We start from the raw sequence: 20,341 nt of genomic DNA on the forward strand, positions 1-20,341 counted from the left end.
CACTTAAAAGAACAAACTTCTATTTTAGAATGCAACACCGAAGCGTACGCCCCAGTTATTTATACCGTCCATGGTATAAGTCAGGACTTTGCTTTTGTTTGTTGCATAGTTGTAATAAGCGGCTACATGTAAACCGAATTTCTTTTCCGGAGTAAAGAAGATATTCATACCGACTTCAGGAGCTACATAGAATCCCCACTGGCGGTCGTATACTTTCAATACATTCATATAAGTCGACATTTCGCTGTACTCGGCACCTAACTTAGCTGATACATAAGGTTCGAACTGACCTTCGCGGGTAAAGCTGTAACGGAATGCCGCACCGAAAGGCAACTGGAACAAAGAATGCTGCTGGTCGGAAGTGATTGCAGATGTTCCGCTGATATCAAGTGTCTGACGATCAATATATTTATTGTTCGTATGATAAGAAATGAACGCACCTACTGCGAAATTAGGAACTACATAATAACCGGCTTCACCATGAGCACCCCAACCGCTTGTCTTATCGGCAAAGTTGTTTCCGAACGGAGTGTTAAGATCCCAGTCAATATTAAAATACATGTTGTTTACAACCTGGGCGCCAGCCAGTGAAGGAATCGCTAAACAGGCGATAAGTAAAGCGACTAATTTTATTGATTTATTTATCTTTTTCATAAGACTCAAATTTTACTGATTCGCGTTTAATTATTTCCTGATATATGGTGATTGAACAAATGCCTGATCAATCGCACGGATTGATAACTGAGTATCGATCTTATCCGAACCGGACAATAAACCTGCCATATAAGCAGTCCAGACAACCGGTAATTTAGTATCTGCTGTTTTAGGAGTCGGAGATTTCAAATCTACCATTTCAGCAAGCAGTGAACCTACGCTATAGCTGTAAACAACAGGGTACGGATAATACCAATCGTGCCAGTCGTAACCCCATGTCGGTCCCCATCCCGGTCTCCAGTAATTAGGTGCCCAATATCCTGGGTAACCCCACCACCAGTAGTTGTTGTTATAATCATTATACCAATTTGTAAAATAATTTACATTTTCTACAAAAGAAACCTGCAAACCGAGATCTGCATCTTCTTTATCCATTGTGCGTGTATAACCACGACTTTCCATATTGCCGATCACTGTAGAAATAATATTATCAGCTTCTGTTGCTGTCCAGTACTGAGGTTTTTCACTACTACCGATTACCAACACGCTATCAGGTACATAGAATGTGGTGAACGATTTGAAATCCGTTTTGCTATCATGGTTTGTGTACACCACGAAATCATTATCCAGCTTTGACATATCCGGATCTTTCTGACAAGACGCCAGTAAAAGGATCAACAAGAAAAAAGGAATAATCTTTTTCATCTCATTTTAACGTTTAAAACAGTTTATACTATTATTTGTGCTTATATATAAGTTACACATGAAACAGCAAATAATAAAAAAAGGTTCTCTTTGATGTTATTTTGGCCGTGTTAATTAACTTGTTGTAAGACTTATGAACGCTCGTAAACGATAGTTAACTACGAATGAAAATATTGAATAATAAAGGTCTGGAAAGATAAATGGATGACCCACACGGTGTTTTCCGTCTGCGTCATCCACTTTTTTCAATACGGACTTTTTTAGTCGTAAACCTTAAGACTTTGCTCTACCACCCGTACGGGACCGACCAGTCCGGCAGGCTGAAGGGGAGAATTTTTCCGATGGTAACACCATATATAAAAGGCTTTCCGTTCTTTGGAAGGGCGAGGTTGTTTCCGGATGAACCAGTCCGGGAATGCTTTCATTGCCCTCCCCTTTTCTACGCCACGATCTTGCCCCCATTCAAAATCGGCCGGATACTGTTCGTCTCCGATCAGACGGTTTGCCCAATTGTTGGTTACCGCTATCTCCAACCGGTTACTTCCGGGTTTCAGCCATGAGGTAATATCTGTCTGATAAGGAGGATACCACAGGACACCGGCATTTTCTCCGTTGACCTTTACTTCCGCGATATCGTTCAATTCACCTAAATCGAGGATGATCCGTTTATTCCCGCCTATCGAGGAAGCGTCGACTTCGATCTCTTTTGTATAGGTCGCCGTACCGGAGAAATATTTTATCGAAGGATCCGGATGACGGCTAAAATCGGATAACACTGAAAAATCCTGCTCGAAAGCGGCATCCAGCTTAGGCTCGAACCGGACTTTCCAATTCCCTTCCAGCACACGGCCGGACTCCTGTATTACATCGACAGCCGGTAAAACCAAATCCGGATAACCGCCATGCTTATTTTTCGGGAAAACAACGAAGACGGATTCATCCGGGTGAAGGGTCAGATCGACATAAGTGGAATCGCCCGACTCTTTCCAGTCATGTACCCGCCGGATAATCCCCCGGTCGGCATACCATAATTCGGGAACCCTGTTTTTCACCCCAAAGGCAAAACGACCATTCAAATCCGTGTCTGCCGGATTGATCACAAAATAGATCTCTGCGTCCGGCATGCTCCGGTGCAGCACATTCTCCTTCGTAGAGACAAAGGCACTCTCTTGCAACAACATCTGGCAACGGGCGAGATAAGTAAAATAGGCTTTTCCCGGTTTGATCCAGGTTTGGTTCCTCCCAAAATGAGTACCCCACCAGCCCATGCCCATACCCGGCTGATACTGGTCGTCAAAAGGCTGATGAACCCAATGATGCAAGAATAACAGGTTCACGCCGGAAAGGAAACTGCCGTCCGTCGAATGTTTCAGGAAAGCCGGATCTTCCGTATACTGACTGATCTCCGGACGTCCGGTAAATGCCTCGGCGCCAACCAATCTTTTTCCGGCCTCCTTTGCGCCATTTGTTATTTCCGGAGAAATAGCCCCATCCCCACCGGTCCAGAATTCTCCCATAGGCAAATCCGGGATCGAGACACATTCCGCCGTATTAAAAGGCCCGTAGTAAGGCTCCCAATAAAACTGCAAACCGGCTTTATTTATCATTTCTTTGGCTACCTTCCAGCCATTGTCGACATACAAACGGTTGACGACCTCTTTAAAATCTTCGTCAAACTTCCCGATCTGCTCATTTTCTTCAGAGGATTGTTTCAAGGCGATCCACGGAAGCGGGTCGTATCCTTTCTGCCGGATAAAGTCATCCCTGAATCCGGGTGTCCAGTTCTGGTCGCCCGCTTCATAACTGTCGATCAGGATATGGGTGAAAGTCGTACCTATATAATCGTGCAGATGTTCGACCAGAGGGTCCAGGATATTTTGCCAGTGATACAGGCTTTGTTCTTTGCTCATCTTGTCCGCTTCAAGAACTTTTCCGATCAGGTCGTCCGGCAGCGGGTGCGGGTTCGCCATCGTCGGGGCATGCCCGATACGATAAACGGTCCATGTTCCCGCCGGAGCATTCCATTTCAGTAAACCATTTGCATCCATGGAACCGGATATGTCTATCACTTCACCGACCGCCGCATTCTTTTTATCCGGAACAGCCATGACGGCGATATCCCGGTAATAGGTGGCCTGTTTGTTACTGGCCCCCCACCCTTTATACACCGGTAATTCAGGTTTCTCCAAAGAGAGCTCGACCAGCCGGTCACCTGTTATCTTTGTCTGGCTGGAGACTAATGTCTGCATGCCTCTTTCCTCGGTGATCCAGGGACCTCCGGTCGTCGAATATCCCGGGGTATTCTGCATACCCAGCTTCAAGCCCAGACGTTTTGCTTCTGAAGCGGCATGTTCCAAGGCTTCCCAGTAGGCTTCACTACGGTATGTCTGTTCAGGCCAGGGATTATTCTCTATCGGGGCCTGCGATTCCTGGACGGCAGAAGTCAGGTTGAAGATAGTCGCGCCTCCGATACCTGCCTCCTTCATGGCTTCCAGGTCTTTGGTTATTCCTTCCTTCGAGAAATTACTGCCCATCCAGTGCCACCAGACATAAGGGCGATAATCCACAGGCGGCTGCCGGAACATACCGGCAAGTTCTTTGATCGTTAAGTCCTTTTCCTGCTGCCGGTTGCCGGAAGCGGAACAGGAAGATAATAAGAACGATACTGATAGTATATATATAAGTTTATTCATAAGTGCTTCTTTCTGTTGATTATGAAAAAGGGTAATCCGTTATGACTACCCTTTATACGATTATTTACCAACCTTGATTTTGTTCCAGGTCTACATCTTTATTCGTATCGATTACGGATTGCGGAATAGGCCATACGCTAAACGCCTTGTTCAATGTCGTACGCGGATAATCCCAATAAGAATATTTCTTGATACGGTCGATGGCAACCGTTCCGCCCATACGTAATAAAGTATTCCAACGGCTTTCTTCGTAGATCAGTTCACGGGCACGTTCGTCCAATATAAGGTCGATGCTCACATCTGAAGCCGTTACCAGATAGCTACATTTTGCCCGCGAGCGCAACATGTTTATATCAGACGCCGCACCGGCATTGTTGCCGACACGCATCTTGGCTTCCGCCCGTAAAAGAATTGTTTCGGGCAGACGGATCAGGTAATCGTCGCGGAAGATACTGCGTAACGTCCTTCCGTCTGCAGCAAGTGTATAAAAGTCAGGGCCGATCTTACAAGACAAAGGGTACAACATCGTATAGGCTGCATCGGCGGGTTTGCCGCTTCCGTCCATTCGGTACAGGACATCCCAGGGGATTTTTTTTCCGTAATATTCCGAGGTCTTTACATTTCCCAGGAACGTACGGTGCAAAACCGCTTCCGAGTTGCGCAAGTCATCCCCCCATTTGTCGGCATAGATCTGGTCGCGTGCATAGGGTGTCGGGGTGATCTGGCACATACCGAAACCTCCTACATCTTCACGGTCGCCTGTAATGTGGGCAGCGCCCTGGTCCCTGAATACCGGTCCGTAAATACCCGGATAATCCAGACAGGCTTTATTTCCGTCCGATTTATAGACTTCATAGTCAGACTGGGCACACCAGATGGCCTCCTTGTTTCCATCCTGATAATCCTGATTACCGATCTGGAACAAATCCCAATACAGGTTTCCTTCGATCGGATAGCCTGCAGAGGTATAGGTATGGTCAGGTGTCTGGTCGGCTACGGAAGAAGCATAATAAAATTCAGGATTTTCATCCTTACGCGATCCGAACCGTTCGGTCATAAGGCTATAAGTGCCTGAATCGATCACATCATTGGCATACGAGATCGCTTTATTATAGGCAGTCGCGGCATCTCCTCCTTCGGCTTCCAGCAAGACTCCTTTATCCATATATAACTGGCAAAGGTTATGCTGTGCCGCCGCTTTCACCAGACGTCCGGCATCGGCAGTCGTCACAGGCAGGTCATTCAATATGGCTTCCATCTCATCGATAGCGTACTGGTATGTTTCCATCCGGGTAGAACGGGCATAATCGTATCGCGGAGTGGTCGTCCTTTCGGTAACCAGCGGGACACCTCCGAATAATTCGCCTAAATTACGGTATGCAAAAGCCCTGAAGAAACGGGCCTGTGCGATGATATACACTCTTTCCGCCTCCGAATTCCACACGATGTCTTCCCGGTCTGCAGCATACAATGCCGTATTGGCAGAATTGATCAGGTAATAGAAAGCGGCATACGTATCCTTGAAGACGGCATTCTCCGAATTGATGATACTGTAATCATTGAAACGGTAGCTGAAACGGATCGTCGGAACATCGAAGATATCGGTGCCGTTCCCCATACTATACGACCACACATTTAACTCGGAAGAATTATCATAAGGACAGTAGATATTACTTACCCGGTGATAGCAGGTCGTTATAACCTGGGCAACCTGTTCAGAGGTAGAAAATACATTGTCGATTGTATAAAACGTCTCCGGATCTTCTTTCAGAAAACCTGCATCATCGCAACCTACGAAAAGAAACATTGCCAACAGTGACGACGCGATATGTTTACTATATATTTTTTTCATTGCCTTACAATTTAATTATTAGAAACTAAGATTTAATCCTAAAGATACACTGGTCATGATCGGATAGGTTCCGCTCAGAGCCGTACTACCTGATTCAGGATCTCCCCCTTTCCAGCCGGTGATAGTTGCCAGGTTTTTCCCCGTAAGGAATAATTTGAAATTATTTATTCCGGCATTTTTCACCCAAGGCTGATCAAATGTGTAGGACAGCGTCACATCCTGCAAGCGTACATAAGCACGGCTCTGCAGCCCCAGGAAATAACCGTCGCCGGTAAAGGAGGCCGACGGATATTCATTGCTGGGATTCGCTTCGCTCCAGTAAGGGACGTATAGGCCATTCGAAGCAAACTGGCTTCTGTCGCCGGAAGTGATATAGGCATTCGTATTTCCTTTCCGGAAATATCCGTTACCACCAAAGACTCCGGCAATCATCACATACAATTCCCAATTTTTATATTGTACGGTATTACTCAGGTTGAGCTTGAAATTAGGATCTGTATTTCCTAAAATGGTACGGTCCTTGGCATTGATCTCTCCGTCACCGTTCCTGTCGACATATTTAGGGGTACCGGCAGAAACGCCGTTCGCTTCCATGTATTCCGTATCACCGGTCTGAACGATGCCATTCTGTTCATAGCCGAAGATAGAATGGATGGACTCACCGATAAACAAGCCATTTCCGATATCGTCATCTTCCTTTCCGTCGCCATCCAGATCTTCACCATAGAGGTGGATCAATTTGTTACGGTTCAGCCAGAAGGTCAGGGAGGAACTCCAGGTCCACTCTTTATTCTGAATATTAATGCTGCGGATAGTCGCCTCAACGCCCCTGTTCTTCACTTCGCCCATAGAGGAATACATACTGCTGAAACCTGTCATAACAGGGATCGTACGGGAAAAGATCTGGTCGTATGTTTTGGAGAAATAGACATCGAGGTCTACAAACAGACGGCTGTCGAGCCATGCCGATTCGAAACCGACATTCCATGCTTCCGTTGTCTCCCAACCCAGGTCTGCATTACCGATCGAACTCTGGTTGATCCCGTAGGAAGGTTTTCCGGAGTTATCGAAAGGATAATATATGCCTCCCGACTGGCCGTTACTTACTTTTGAAAGCGTGGAGTACTGACTCAGCCCCTGGTTACCGTTTTTACCCCAGGAAAGTTTGAGTTTAATATCATTCAGAAAATCGGCTTTCTTCATGAACGTTTCATTGGTGATACGCCATGCAGCTCCTACAGCCCCGAAGTTACCCCATTTGTTATTGACACCGAAAACGGAAGAACCGTCACGACGGTAAGAGGCTGTAAGATAGTAGGTATCACTGAACGAATAGGATGCACGTCCGAAATAGCCGATGTTGGTCTGCTTCCAGTTATTCAGCGATATCTTTTGGGTGGTAGCGTAATGAATGCCGTTCAATCCCAGTACTGTATTTCCGTTTGCTGCGAAATCGGAACCGGATAAATTCTGGTATTCATATTTCTTATAGTCACGAGTGGCTACGGCAGTCAAATCGATGTTATGTTTTCCGAATGTCTGATTATAATTCAGAATATTATCGATCACGTGGCTGGTTGTCCTTTCATTCGTGATGTTACCACCCGCACTGCTTAAATAACTGTTCTGGGTGGCGACCGAATAACGGTTGTCGTCATCATATGTACCGTTCGGGACAAAGGCCGATTCATGGGTAAAGTCTCCGGCTTTCCTGTAGTTCAGGTTGCCTGCGAAATTGAAACGGTAGCTCAACCCGGAAATCCAGGGACATTTTACTACGGCGTACGCATTGGCACGAAGGTTATCGCGGTAATCGACATTTTCTTTCTTGGCTTCGTCATAGATACCCCATAACGGGTTTCCATGCCCGCGAGTACCGTCAGGAGTTGCTTCCAGCAGACCGTTGGGCCTGTACATCATGCCGTAGGGAGACAATATCGTCGCACTTCCCACACTTGCCGCCAGACCGGAATAATCGGATCTCGTATAGGCGGCATCCAGACCGATCTGCAACCAGCTCGTGATATCCGTATTCACCTTTGCCAATACAGAGACACGGTTGAAATCATCGCCTTTGATAACTCCTTCGTTCTTTGTGTAAGCGGCAGACAGATAATAATTCATTTTCTCGCCGGCTCCGGAGATAGCGGCCTGGTAATCCTGTATCCATCCGGTACGTGAGATTTCGTCCAGCCAGTTTATCTCATTGCCTGACTTCATATTCAGTTCTTCCTGGGGAGTCAGGAAACTGTAATCCGAATATCCATTGGCAGCAGCCACGGCGTTCAGCCATTGCTCTCCATTCATCAGGCTCGGTTTAAGATGCCATGTCTGCATGCTGCCACTCGCATTAAAATGAATGACCGGTTTGCCTGTTTTCCCTTTCTTGGTCGTGATGATGATCACACCATTAGCAGAGCGGGAACCGTAGGCTGCTGCCGATGTCGCATCTTTCAATACATCATAAGAAGCAATGTCGTTGGGATTAATATCGTTGATATTTCCCATAAAAATAACTCCGTCCACTACGATCAGCGGATCGTTCGATCCTGAAATAGAGTTCTGACCGCGCACCTGCATGGAAGGTGTTCCTCCGGCAGAATTGGTAAAACCGATATCCAGGCCGGATACATTTCCTTTCAGCGATTCGAGAGCATTCAGGTTGGTTGCCAGCGCTATCGGAGAGTTTTCCAGTTTGACCGAGGCTACAGAGCCTGTAAAATCTTTCCTTTTTGCCGTACCGTAACCGATAACGATCACTTCATCCAAAGCCTGGGTATCTTCTTTCAACCGGATAAACAACTGGCTTTGAGAACCGACCTTTACTTCTTCGGGCAGATAACCGATATAAGAGATATTCAGCGTACTGTTTTCCGGTACGGACAGAGAGAAGGTACCGTCGATACCTGTTATTGTCCCGTTCGTTGTTCCTTTTTCTACGACGTTGGCTCCAATGACCGGCTCCCCGTCTTTGTCGAGAACTGTTCCTGTGATCTTTTTCTTTACTTCTGCAGAAATATCCCCTATGTCAGTGGTGGTATGAGCTTCTGCACGGACGTCGGATATAGCATATCCCGAACTTAAAAATACAGATAACAATACAGTTTTAATACATAGATTACTGTATCCAGATTTGTTCATAATATTAAAATTTAGTTTAACAATTCAGAATGGATTAACTCTTTCTACTTACATTTTGAGATTAAATCATTTTTTAAACCATAGGCCATCTTTTTTAAGGTTAATAACTTCGTTCTGGTAGGACTCAGGTTATCCCAATCATTAATCCATTCATCCGTAAAAGGCTTTTATTCTGGTTATTATGGTTTATTCACCGATTAATTATATTTAGATAAAAAAGGTATACGGAACTATTTGGCCAAAGTGTCATTTTTATCAGAATAAATATCATTTTTATAACTATCGATCAAATTTATATTCCGATTTTTGCCCCGGAGGGTCAGATAAGGCATAATTTACCTGAGTCCTACCAGAACTCTGATATGCCGGAAGGAAGTTCTTTTATTCGCTAAAGAGAAGGGAGACAGCCAGTTTCAGTCTTTACACAATACCAGATATAAAAAAAGCCCCAGGTAAAAAACCTGAGGCTATCGATTGCACCCTTACCGGGTTTATCTGCATGATCTTTTTCTAATTTATCACAGAATACGTATACATTATTTTAATGTTCCCTGCTGTGCATCCTGTATCATCTTTTCGTTGGCAAGGATCAGAATCTCTACACGGCGGTTCAATGCACGTCCTTCCGGCGTGTCGTTGCTGGCAACAGGGTCATGAACGCCTTTGCCTTCGTATTCCATACGACGTCCGCTTACGCCCTGGTCGACCATCATATAGTCGTAAACGCTTTTGGCACGTTTTTCAGACAATGTCTGGTTGTAATCGACCTTACCGGTATTGTCGGTATAACCAACGATCTTGATATCGGTATCCGGGTTTTCATTCAGGCTGACAGCCAGTTTACGCAATGCACTGCGTGAAGCGTCGCTCAACGTACTGGAGTTGGTAGCAAACAAAATACCTGAATCGAAAGTGACTTTCAGAGCCTCACCATTATTGATCGTTTCAACAGTGGTTTCGGGCGGTAAAGTAGCTTCCAGCTCTTTTTTCTGTTTGTCCATCTTCTTTCCGATCAATGCACCGGCAGTTCCTCCTACAGCAGCACCGATAACAGCACCTAAAGCCGTATTACCTGCCAAAGCACCGATACCGGCACCTGCAGCGGCACCACCACCTACACCGATTGCAGTTCCTTTTGCTGTGTTATTCCATGTTCCACAACTCGTAAATACCACCGCCATACATAACAGTATGGATAATAACTTAAAATGTTTCATCTTTTTGCTCTTTTATAAACTTTATATGAATATAACAGTTTATCAATCGAACATGTTGATAGAATCGCAATATTCAAGTTCTCCCTGCACAATAAAACCGATTGCTTCGGGATCGAATTTACCGACACCATCCTTCTGCGCATTCTTCACTACATATTCAATCAATTCATCTTCATCTATTTCGACATCGGCATCATCGTCTGCATCGTCGTTCAGATAGCCGCGTGATTCATAGAAATCGTAGATCAGGTCTACAATGTAGTTAATATCGTCATTACTGAATTTGCCTTTCAATTCCTGGGGAAGATAGTTCTGAATAAATTTTACAGATTCGTCTTCGTCGTAAATTAAATCGTCTTTGTCGCTCATAACTTTTTCAGTTTAATTGGTTACATACTCATGCAAAGATATTGCTTTAATTGATATTTTAAAATAATTGCAGGCTATTTGATCAATAAGTCCAAAGCATTATTTCCATCTTTCAGTATGTTGTCGATGATGCCGTGCTTGGTCTGGATCGTCAGATAAGTGGCTTTCAATTTGGTAAGACCGATCATCTCGTCTGTAGAAAGTTCGGAACTATACTTGTCATATTTCGTTTCGGCAAATTCGATGTATTTCTTTTCCACCTCTTTCCAGTCTTCTTTCGAATACTTATCGGCACCAGCCTGTACTTTTTCTACAAACTTTGTGAAGTCTTTTATATACGAATCTTTCGATTCTCCACAACTACTCATGACAAAAAGAGCCATCACTGCAAACATCATCATTAAAAACCTTTTCATATCTTTTCCTTTTTAGATTAATTGCAACAAAAGTAAACAAAAAAAGAGGATCTGCACTGTCCGGCAGAATGAAACTGCCGGACAGGTATTAATCGGCTGTAGCTACGATCCGGTCTGCCGTCCAACTATCAGCTACTATCTGTATCCGGTCTGCGGGTAAAGAAGAGGTAAAACTGATCGTCAAAGTACAGTAGTCACCCGGCATAAGCGTGATATAATTATCCGAATAATGTACGGGGAGGATACGCTTGCCGGTTTCCTTATCCAATACCTTGATGCGATTGAAAAAAGAAATATTCGTTTTCGAATGGAGCGATACCATACCGGAATAGGTTGTTCCTTCCCGTTGAAGAGATACTTTCACCTCCGGCTTTGCTTCAGGCAAACGGGATAAGCCGGAATAATCTTTCGGAAGCGTGGTCAGCCAATAGATATTCGGGGCATCCGGTAATGCGACAGCTACGTTGAAAGGCCGGGCAGGATCAGCCGGTTGCACAGACAGGCGGAGGAAGTAGACTCCTTGTATTTCTTCCGGGACGGGAACATCAAACAAGGGTGCTACGGTATTGGCTTTGGCATCCGACTTTATTTCTTTTTCCCAACGGATCTTACCGCTGGTGTCGTAGATACGTGCATTTACGATCAGATCCGGGTAATCGGACAAGGATGTATTCAACAGTTCTACCTGCCGGGTGACGGGGTTGTAAAACGGATGCAGGGGTTCGCATCCTTTACGTGTACCGTACAGGGAAGCATTTACATCGAGGAACCAATCGTACATCTGTCCGCGCAGGGAAGTCCACGGGTTCTGTGTTTTCCAGATCAGTATGCCTGTGTACCAGTCCCAAAGGTGGGAACCCCAGCCTTCCATAAAGCTACGGTATTGATCGTAATTCACAACCTGAGCATATTTACAATAGGTTTCGATATCCTTTACCTCGCCGTAACGTTCCAAATGATCCTGATATCCCAGATCCCGATGATATCGCCAGGTCGCATTACGGGTAAAACCTTTTCTCGGGAATCCATTCAGATCTTTCTCCGTCATCATTTCCCGCATACTTTCCACCTCCGGCGAACCGACGGAGCCTGCCTCCGGATTAAACGGATGTGAACGGAAAGTAAAGAACCATTCCGGCTCCTGAATACCGTAAGGACCGTCGCCGTTATCGCCCAGCAGGTTGCGGGTAAAAAGGGAGTCGGTAGAATAACTGACGAACAGGCGTTCGGGATCAAGCTCCGGGAAGACTTTTTCTTTCAGTTGCTTGTCGATGTTTTTTGCCAACGGCCATTCGTTGGCCCCGCACCAAAGACACAGGCTCGGGTGGTTACGTATCATCTTTACCTGGTCTTTTACCGAAGCGATAAAAAGATCGTGGTTGTCGGGGTATTCCCATCGCCGTTCACGAGAGTCCATCTTCATCGGGTCTTCCCAGGCGCCGTTACAATCGCCGCTGCCCCATAAATCCTGGAAAACGAGTATTCCGTATTCATCACAGGCATTATAAAACTCCGGACGTTCGAGCAAAGCGCCTCCCCATACGCGGATCATACGCAAATTCATTTCGGCATGGAAACGGACTTCATCGCGGTAACGTTCAGGGGAAAGACGCAGTAACCAGTCGGAAGAGATATAGTTACCACCAGTCATATAGATCTTCTGCCCGTTCACAAAGAAACGGCGTCCCCCGTTGTCGGGACATTTATCTGTCGTGATCTCACGGATACCGTATTTGAATTGCTTGCTATCGCTGATCCGGTTATCTGCCTCAAAATAGATATGCATATCGTATAAAGGTTGCTCCCCTACTCCGTTGGGCCACCACAGACGCGGATTTTTTATTTTCAAAGGATCGAAACGGACTTCCCTCTTTTCGTTCGGAGATAAGGTAAGTGGTTGCGTTAAACGGATTCCGTTTGTCTCACAGACCAATACGCCTTTACGCGGAGTATCGGTTATATTCTCCACCTCAACCGAAGTCTTTACAAAAGCATCCTCCTGCATTTTCTTTTCCGGAGAACGGACACCCGGTACTTTCGTCACAACATAAGGCGACCGGACAGTCACTGCACCGGAGGTAGTTACGGATACCTCATCCCAGATACCGGTATTACGATCCCTGATCGGCTGAACCCAGTCCCATCCGGGCGTATATTGCATGGTATTATTACGGGCGATCTGTCCGTCACCGCCTTGTCCGCCGTTCGGATTTCCCGGATAGTCAGGAGGATACACCAGGACAGCCAGCACATTTGCATCTTCTTTCCGAAGAAGTTCCGTTATATTAAAAGATTTCCGCAGGAACATTCCTTCATGGGTGGTATTATTAAGCCGTTTGCCGTTCATGAACAGTTCGGCTTTATAGTTTATTCCCCGGAAGTTCAGCCAGACAATCCGGTCATCCGGTACCTCCGGCGTTTCAAACCGGCAAACAAACCAATAGGTGTAAAAGTCATTGCCGACTTCATAAATATCGGGGATCAGGTTATTGTTCATTCCAAACTCCGGTGCAGGATACAGGCCGTTTCCCAATAAAGTGGTCAGCACTGTCCCGGGCACACGGGCAGGCATCCAGCCCGTTGTTTCCAGAGGTGTGGAGCTTAACAGGTTTCCGTCTGTCTTTATCTCACTGGCTCTCCGTGCCATCCAGCCGGAAGTAAGCAAAGTCTTTTCCCCGGGTTCAGGGATCGTCAGTGTATTTTCCTGTGCAAAGAGGGATAACATGTTGTTAACCAAAAACAACAAGAATATGAAAGATAGAGATTTATGATTCATAATGTATTCTATTTAATAGCCGTAATATACAATAAAAAAACAAAAGGCTTCCTCCGGAAGCGGAAGAAGCCTTTCTCTTTATACATTATTAATATAGTCCGTTACTATCCGGTTAGAAGTTTCTTCCGGTATCCCACCATATACGTGTTGCCGGGCTATCCGGGCCATTCAGCAAACTGACTGCTTTTTCCACCTCTTCCGCATTCGAATCTTTATCGTTCTTCGGATATGGTAAACGTTTGATAAATTCACCATCAGGAATTTTCCATGTATCGGCACTCAGGTTATTAGCCACAGGGAAGATATTCGGATAACCTGTACGGCGGAATTCCGACCAGGCTTCCTGTCCTTCCGGATACATCGCGATCCATTTCTGGTTAATGATCTTATGAAGTTTTTCTTCATTCGTTGCACCGTCATTCCATTTAACCGTACATTTATCAATACCTTTTATGCTATTGGCTGCATTATGAGGATCTTCGAAATCTGCACAGACACCGGTTTCGTTTGCAATATATTTTTCATATTCAGATGCCGGGATAGCATATTCGTCGAAAGAGACTTTGATACCTTGCTCGTACAGGTCTTTGGCAGAACCACCCATATTCCAACCGCGGAGTGCACCTTCTGCACGCAGGAAGTAAGCCTCGGCAACTTTCATCCAGGGTAAATGGTTCGATATCTGAGTTTTGTTTCCTGTATAATCTGCCATCTTGGTTTCTGTTGAAAGATTGACAGAAGAATATACCTGATACACATTCTTATCGACAATAGTTCCCTGGCGGATACCTATATATTGACCGATCTTATTCAATGCATTACCATTCTTATCGACAATATCCTGTTGTTTACCGTCGATTTTAAACCAACCGACCGGAGTTACATAAACCGGCAAGCGGGGATCGTCGTACCCTTTCAACATACAGACCATAGAAGCGCTGGCACGCATATCATTGTAGTTGACTACAATTTCATTCAACGGATTCTGTAAAGAAGCATCGATGACCTGTACATTCGGGTTACCGGCAACCAGGACACCATATTTATGGTTCACGGCAGCTTCAGCAGTAGACTTGGCCAATTCCGGTTTTACAACAGACAGACGCACGGCTAAACGCAAACGCAATGTATTGGCAAAACGGATCCATTGTTTAAAGTCCGAACCGCAGACAATATCGAAACTATTCAAACGGTTTGCTTCTGCTTCACCTGCATCCACCAAAGAGGTCAGGTCGTTCACAGCTTCTTCCAGCTCGGAAAGGAAAGTGGTATATAGAGTTTCCAAATCATCGTAAGGAACGGACGAACCTCCCTGCATAGCTTTTGAATAAGGAATAGCCCCGTAAATATCAGCTACACGATGCATACCCTGTACACGGATGATCTTGGCAATCGCTGTATAGTCTTTCGCATCCGTCGATTTCAGGATTTCACTGATCGGTTTCATTACATATAACATACCGTCACGGAATGCCTCGCCATTCCAGCCGTCCATCATTGCATACATCGCATTGTTAGAGTTACCGTTGAATGCCGTACCGGTCGCCATATAACCGGAAAACATATCCGCATTCAGATTCTGTTGCAACTGGAACTCGTAATTCTTGTTCTGATAGTTATTATAGACACCTACTATCGGCTGGTTGAAACGGGAAGTTACTTTCACCTGAGAAACATCCATCCCGTTCGGATTGGTATTGATATTTTCAAAATTATCCGTACAAGCCGTCACTCCTACCATGAAAGCTACAGCCCACAATGGTAATGTATTTTTTACTTGTTTAATTATATTCTTTTTCATGATTGATCGCGTTATTAGAATGTTACTTTCAAGTTGATACCATAGCTGCGTGTTGCAGGCAAACCAAACGAATCGAAGCCTTTCCAACCGTTATTCGTTGAAACAGACATATCCGGATCGGTCGGAGCATCTTTATAAATGAAGAACAGGTTACGAGCAACGAAAGACAGATTCAGGTTCTTGGAAGCTCCTAACAGGTTGCGGAATGTATATCCTAAAGAAAGTTCACGTAAACGGAAGTTCGTTGCAGAATATACATAGAGGTCTTTTGCACCTTCCTTACCGGCTGTTGAAGTATAGAATGTCTGTGCATCCATTTTCTGTCCGTTACCAAGGTCTACACCACCGTTATCGCGTGCATCGGCTGTTGCTTCCGTTACACCGTAAGCATCCAGATAACTTTGTGTCTGGCTGGCTACATTGCCACCGATCTTTCCGTCGATCAGGAAGTATAAGCTGAAATCTTTATAGGTAAAAGTATTACCCCATCCCAACTGCCAGTTCGGGTTTACATTCCCTAAATGACGTTCGTCTGTAGAGATGACCAGTTTACCGTCTTTATCCAACATGAAAGCTCCGTTCTCATCGCGTTCTGCCACTTTACCGTAAATATCGCCGTATGAACCACCTTCAACCAGCTTGAAGTTAAGACCTGCACCCGAACCTAAAGATACACCGTTCTTCAATTGATCGGTAAGTTCCTTGATCTTATTCTGGTTGTAGGAAATGTTGAATTCGGGTTTCCAGCTCCAGTCTTCTGCAAAATCCCAACGATAATTGATGGAAGCCTCAAAGCCCTGATTCTGGATATTACCGGCATTGATATAATAGCTATCGTAACCGGAAGCCAGCGGAGATGAAATAGAGAAATACTGGTTCTTGTTGTTTGTCTTATAATAAGTGATATCAAAATTCAAACGGTTATCCAGCATAGTCAGATCCAGACCAAATTCCATTGAATGCATCTTTTCTGGTTTCATTTCGGTAAACGGTTCCTTGGTATTCGGTTCCAGGCCTCCCAGGTTGATACCATCCATCGGATGAGTGATATAAGCAGGAACGTCGTTACCCACGATTGAGTAAGAACCTCTGATCTTCAATAAATTGATCTTATCTGTCATCGGGATCATCTCATTCAACAGAGCTGTCAGACCGAAGGAAGGATAGAAATAGGAGAAGTTGTCGGTGAAAGCCAAAGCAGACGACCAGTCGTTACGTCCCGTCACATCCAGATAGATCATCCCGTTATAACCGAACTGAACTGTTCCGAATACGGAATTCAAACGTTTACGAGGGTTGGAAGTACGTTGGTTTCCATTGCCGTTGATATTTTCAGGAACGAAGAAGTTTGCTTCCATCAATCCCAGCTTGTCGCTATCCAGAATGACATTTTGTACCTTATTGTCCTGGAAGCTGGTACCTAAAGAGGCATTCAATTCCCATTTTTCATTCCAGGTCTTGTTAAAATTCAACATCAAGTCACCATAGAACTGCTTTGCATCGAAACGTTCCTGACGATAACGTCCGTTCCCGCCGGGAGCCCATGTAGCAGTTGTTGTTGCATGCCATTTACGTTCAAAACGGTCGAAAGTATTATCCACGCTTAAACGTCCCTGCACATTCAACCAGTCGGTGATCTTAAATTTTGCACTGGCGGAAGCCATTACACGGTCACGTCTCTCAGTCGATTTAATCCGGTTTAATATCCAATAAGGATTGGCTGAAAAATCGTCATCCGGAAGATACCAGTTGTGAGCCATCAGGTTACGATCTTCATTGAATTTTTCGAAGTTATCCTTATAATAACCGAAATCACCGTTTACCGGGAATGTATACAGACCTGTCAACGGGTTGATATAAGTACCTCCGTGAGGACGATTGGTTCCTTTCTGGCTGATATACGACAAAGAAGCATCGATGGTCAGTCGGTTGCCAAACAAGTTGAAAGTTTCGCGGGTCGACATGTTATGACGCTGAAAGTCATTTGTCGGCATAATACCAAAAGCCGTCGTATTAGCGTACGACATAAAGCTTTGTACTTTTTCAGTACCGCCATTGATCGTTACGGAATTAATAAAAGTAGAACCTGTACGGTAAAAATCGTTCACATTATCCATCGCATGGTTATCGTTGTCGGCCACCTTGTCACCCCAACTCATGTTATTTAACTGATCACCTACTTTGACAGCCCCATAACGTCCTTGTAATTTAGGAAGAGACATAGGACTTTCAAGTGTTATATTGGAAGAGAAATCTACTCTTGCGGCACCCTCACGGCCCTTTTTTGTAGTGATCATGATCACACCATTCGCAGCCATACTACCATATAAAGCCGCTGCTGATGCACCTTTCAGGACATTCATGCTGGCAATGTCATCCGGGTTCAGGTTACCCAATGCGTCACCACCGTCGCGTCCCTCATATTCACCCGCCAACTGAGTTGTTTCCGGACTATTCATCGGAACACCATCGATAACAATAAGCGGCTGGTTATTCCCATAAGCGGATTTATTACCACGCAAAATAATCTTGGACGAGCCTCCTGCACCGGTTGCATTCGGAGAAATAAGCATACCGGCTGCTTTACCTTGCAAAGCATTGATCAGGTTGGCATCTTTTGCACGGGTCAATTCCTGTCCTGCAACCTGTTGAGTAGCATAGGTCAATGACTTTGCCTTACGTTGGATACCCATGGCTGTGACAACGACTTCTTCAATCTTCTGGGTATCTGAAAACATATCTACATTAATTACGGTACGATCGTTAACCGGTTCTTCGACCGTTGTCATACCTAAAAAAGAGAATTGTAAGATTGCATTCTCCGGAACTTCCAATGTATAGTTACCATCCAAATCGGTAACGGTTCCATTTGTGGTTCCTTTTTCTACGACATTACACCCTATAAGCGGCAGATTGGCACTTTGGTCCATCACAACACCACTTACTTTCTTCTGTGCCCATAGCACATTTGTACATGTCCCTATACAAAACAGTACAAATAATAATAAGCCCTTCTTCATAAAGCCAGATTGTTTAGGAAAGTTAATAAATTCGACATTTCTCATACTCATTTTGCGTTAAGTATTGTGTTTTTGCATAAAGGAAACGACTTAGTCTTCTTAGAACTATGCTGTTTTTTACACTTGTTAAATGCAAATATAGAGATTATAACATTAATACCAAACAAATTTCCAACAAAATATACTCCATGCATTCGTTTTAACACATAAGTGCTGACATATTGTCAAAAGCATACCCTTGCTATATATATAACAAGTATTAACTCACCATAGTTCTAAGAAGACTAAAGAAAATTAGATTTAAAATAATTTTTATCTCTAAAACTAAAAATCCACATTGTCAGATTTTATCGGCTACCAGTCATATAACCTCGTGGCTAAACAAAAAAAGGGGCTGTCCAAAGTCGGATAGCCCCTGCCAAATGTATTATTTTTGTCCAATAACTGTAACGGTTATTTAGGACTAGACAATTTATAGAAGATAGACGTTTTGACACATCAATCCATACCCTGTATTCCGTTAGGTTCTATTTATAGATATTAGCATCAATAGTGGCAGAGGCACCGGTAATAGTGTTTCAATTCCGTTAGGTTCTATTTATAGATTATGATGAAGTAACCCACAATGGCTCATCCTGGTTAGTTTCAATTCCGTCAGGTTCTATTTATAGTTGTGTAAAGGCTGATAAGGTTAAGCGAACAATGTTGTTTCAATTCCGTCAGGTTCTATTTATAGCGCCGAGAAAATTTCGGATATAAAGCAGATTACGTCGTTTCAATTCCGTCAGGTTCTATTTATAGCATTATATCCGACCGTAGATGGAACTCCAGGAATAGGTTTCAATTCCGTCAGGTTCTATTTATAGTCATGATGTTTTCGTGTAATAAAGAAAAGTTTGTTGAGTTTCAATTCCGTCAGGTTCTATTTATAGCTTCGAATGCGAATGTCTCGGCTCCCCTATACTTGTTTCAATTCCGTCAGGTTCTATTTATAGTATTTCACTCTTTGAATGTCTGTGGCCGGTCTTGGAATTTCAATTCCGTCAGGTTCTATTTATAGTAAGGTAGCCTCGTGCATTTCGCATATTTTTACAACAATTTCAATTCCGTCAGGTTCTATTTATAGACTTGTCAGAAAAGGAAGTTGCGCGTATTTATTAATTTCAATTCCGTCAGGTTCTATTTATAGGGTGTCCCCATCGGGAACTATCTTTCCCAATTTTTATTTCAATTCCGTCAGGTTCTATTTATAGATGCGACGCAACGCACAGCCGGGGGCAAAGACCCTCATTTCAATTCCGTCAGGTTCTATTTATAGAGTCCCTCCAAACATGCGGCGCGTGTGTACTCCCCTATTTCAATTCCGTCAGGTTCTATTTATAGACCAGCAATACTCCCATTTTATTGAAAGCATCCAAATTTCAATTCCGTCAGGTTCTATTTATAGTTGCACCATATTGGCGCTTGTTACCGGATAAACTGATTTCAATTCCGTCAGGTTCTATTTATAGAAGATGCCCGCGCAGACATAGAAGAGTTCAAGGCTTATTTCAATTCCGTCAGGTTCTATTTATAGCTCTACCATTTTCAACTCGACTCATGCCGGCAACAAATTTCAATTCCGTCAGGTTCTATTTATAGCGTCGAGGAAATGATGGGCTTCCCTTTGATGTGGATTTCAATTCCGTCAGGTTCTA

Annotated in this window: 11 protein-coding genes and 1 CRISPR repeat array (1 of these 12 cut by a window edge); all 11 genes read right to left on the reverse strand. The window is 44.3% G+C overall.

Translation table 11 applies throughout. From position 1 onward, the window contains the following. Nucleotides 1–24: 24 nt before the first annotated feature. The 11 genes from IEY67_RS05560 to IEY67_RS05610 all read right to left on the reverse strand — a co-directional run bounded on the left by IEY67_RS05560 (nt 25) and on the right by IEY67_RS05610 (nt 18,644). Nucleotides 25–654: an outer membrane beta-barrel protein gene (locus IEY67_RS05560; RefSeq protein WP_183669275.1), complete on the reverse strand. Its 630-nt coding sequence runs from the start codon at nt 652–654 to the stop codon at nt 25–27. Between the two features lie 30 nt (nt 655–684). Next, entirely contained in the window at nt 685–1,359 is a 675-nt protein-coding gene (locus IEY67_RS05565) for a DUF4136 domain-containing protein (RefSeq protein ID WP_122356244.1), read from the reverse strand. A 260-nt stretch (nt 1,360–1,619) separates the two neighbouring features. Continuing rightward, nucleotides 1,620–4,052, reverse strand: a complete 2,433-nt coding sequence (locus IEY67_RS05570) for a glycosyl hydrolase (protein WP_183669273.1) — start codon at nt 4,050–4,052, stop codon at nt 1,620–1,622. A 64-nt stretch (nt 4,053–4,116) separates the two neighbouring features. Beyond that, nucleotides 4,117–5,904 carry a RagB/SusD family nutrient uptake outer membrane protein gene (locus IEY67_RS05575; RefSeq protein WP_122375696.1) on the reverse strand — a complete coding sequence of 596 codons (1,788 nt, stop codon included), beginning with the start codon at nt 5,902–5,904 and terminating at the stop codon, nt 4,117–4,119. 18 nt (nt 5,905–5,922) lie between these two features. Beyond that, nucleotides 5,923–9,045, reverse strand: coding sequence for a SusC/RagA family TonB-linked outer membrane protein (locus IEY67_RS05580; RefSeq protein WP_229800966.1), 3,123 nt, complete (start codon nt 9,043–9,045; stop codon nt 5,923–5,925). A gap of 536 nt (nt 9,046–9,581) precedes the next feature. Further along, complete coding sequence (locus IEY67_RS05585) at nt 9,582–10,262, reverse strand: YiaD family glycine zipper/OmpA-like lipoprotein (RefSeq protein ID WP_122375697.1); 681 nt, start codon at nt 10,260–10,262, stop codon at nt 9,582–9,584. Between the two features lie 42 nt (nt 10,263–10,304). Next, on the reverse strand, nt 10,305–10,631 hold the full coding sequence (locus IEY67_RS05590) for a hypothetical protein (protein WP_122356240.1): 327 nt from the start codon (nt 10,629–10,631) through the stop codon (nt 10,305–10,307). A gap of 74 nt (nt 10,632–10,705) precedes the next feature. Beyond that, nucleotides 10,706–11,047: a DUF6565 domain-containing protein gene (locus tag IEY67_RS05595; RefSeq protein WP_122356238.1), complete on the reverse strand. Its 342-nt coding sequence runs from the start codon at nt 11,045–11,047 to the stop codon at nt 10,706–10,708. Between the two features lie 88 nt (nt 11,048–11,135). Next, a complete protein-coding gene (locus tag IEY67_RS05600; RefSeq protein ID WP_229800967.1) occupies nt 11,136–13,772 on the reverse strand; it encodes a glycoside hydrolase family 2 protein in 2,637 nt (878 codons plus the stop codon). A gap of 163 nt (nt 13,773–13,935) precedes the next feature. Next, nucleotides 13,936–15,624, reverse strand: a complete 1,689-nt coding sequence (locus tag IEY67_RS05605) for a SusD/RagB family nutrient-binding outer membrane lipoprotein (RefSeq protein WP_122375701.1) — start codon at nt 15,622–15,624, stop codon at nt 13,936–13,938. 14 nt (nt 15,625–15,638) lie between these two features. Beyond that, nucleotides 15,639–18,644, reverse strand: coding sequence for a SusC/RagA family TonB-linked outer membrane protein (locus tag IEY67_RS05610; protein ID WP_158607102.1), 3,006 nt, complete (start codon nt 18,642–18,644; stop codon nt 15,639–15,641). Between the two features lie 575 nt (nt 18,645–19,219). Next, nucleotides 19,220–20,341: direct repeats of the CRISPR family, unit length 29 nt; unit sequence ATTTCAATTCCGTCAGGTTCTATTTATAG (it continues 455 nt past the right edge of the window).

Origin of the sequence: Parabacteroides faecis, assembly GCF_014647375.1 — a bacterium.
Classification (GTDB): Bacteria; Bacteroidota; Bacteroidia; order Bacteroidales; family Tannerellaceae; genus Parabacteroides; species Parabacteroides faecis.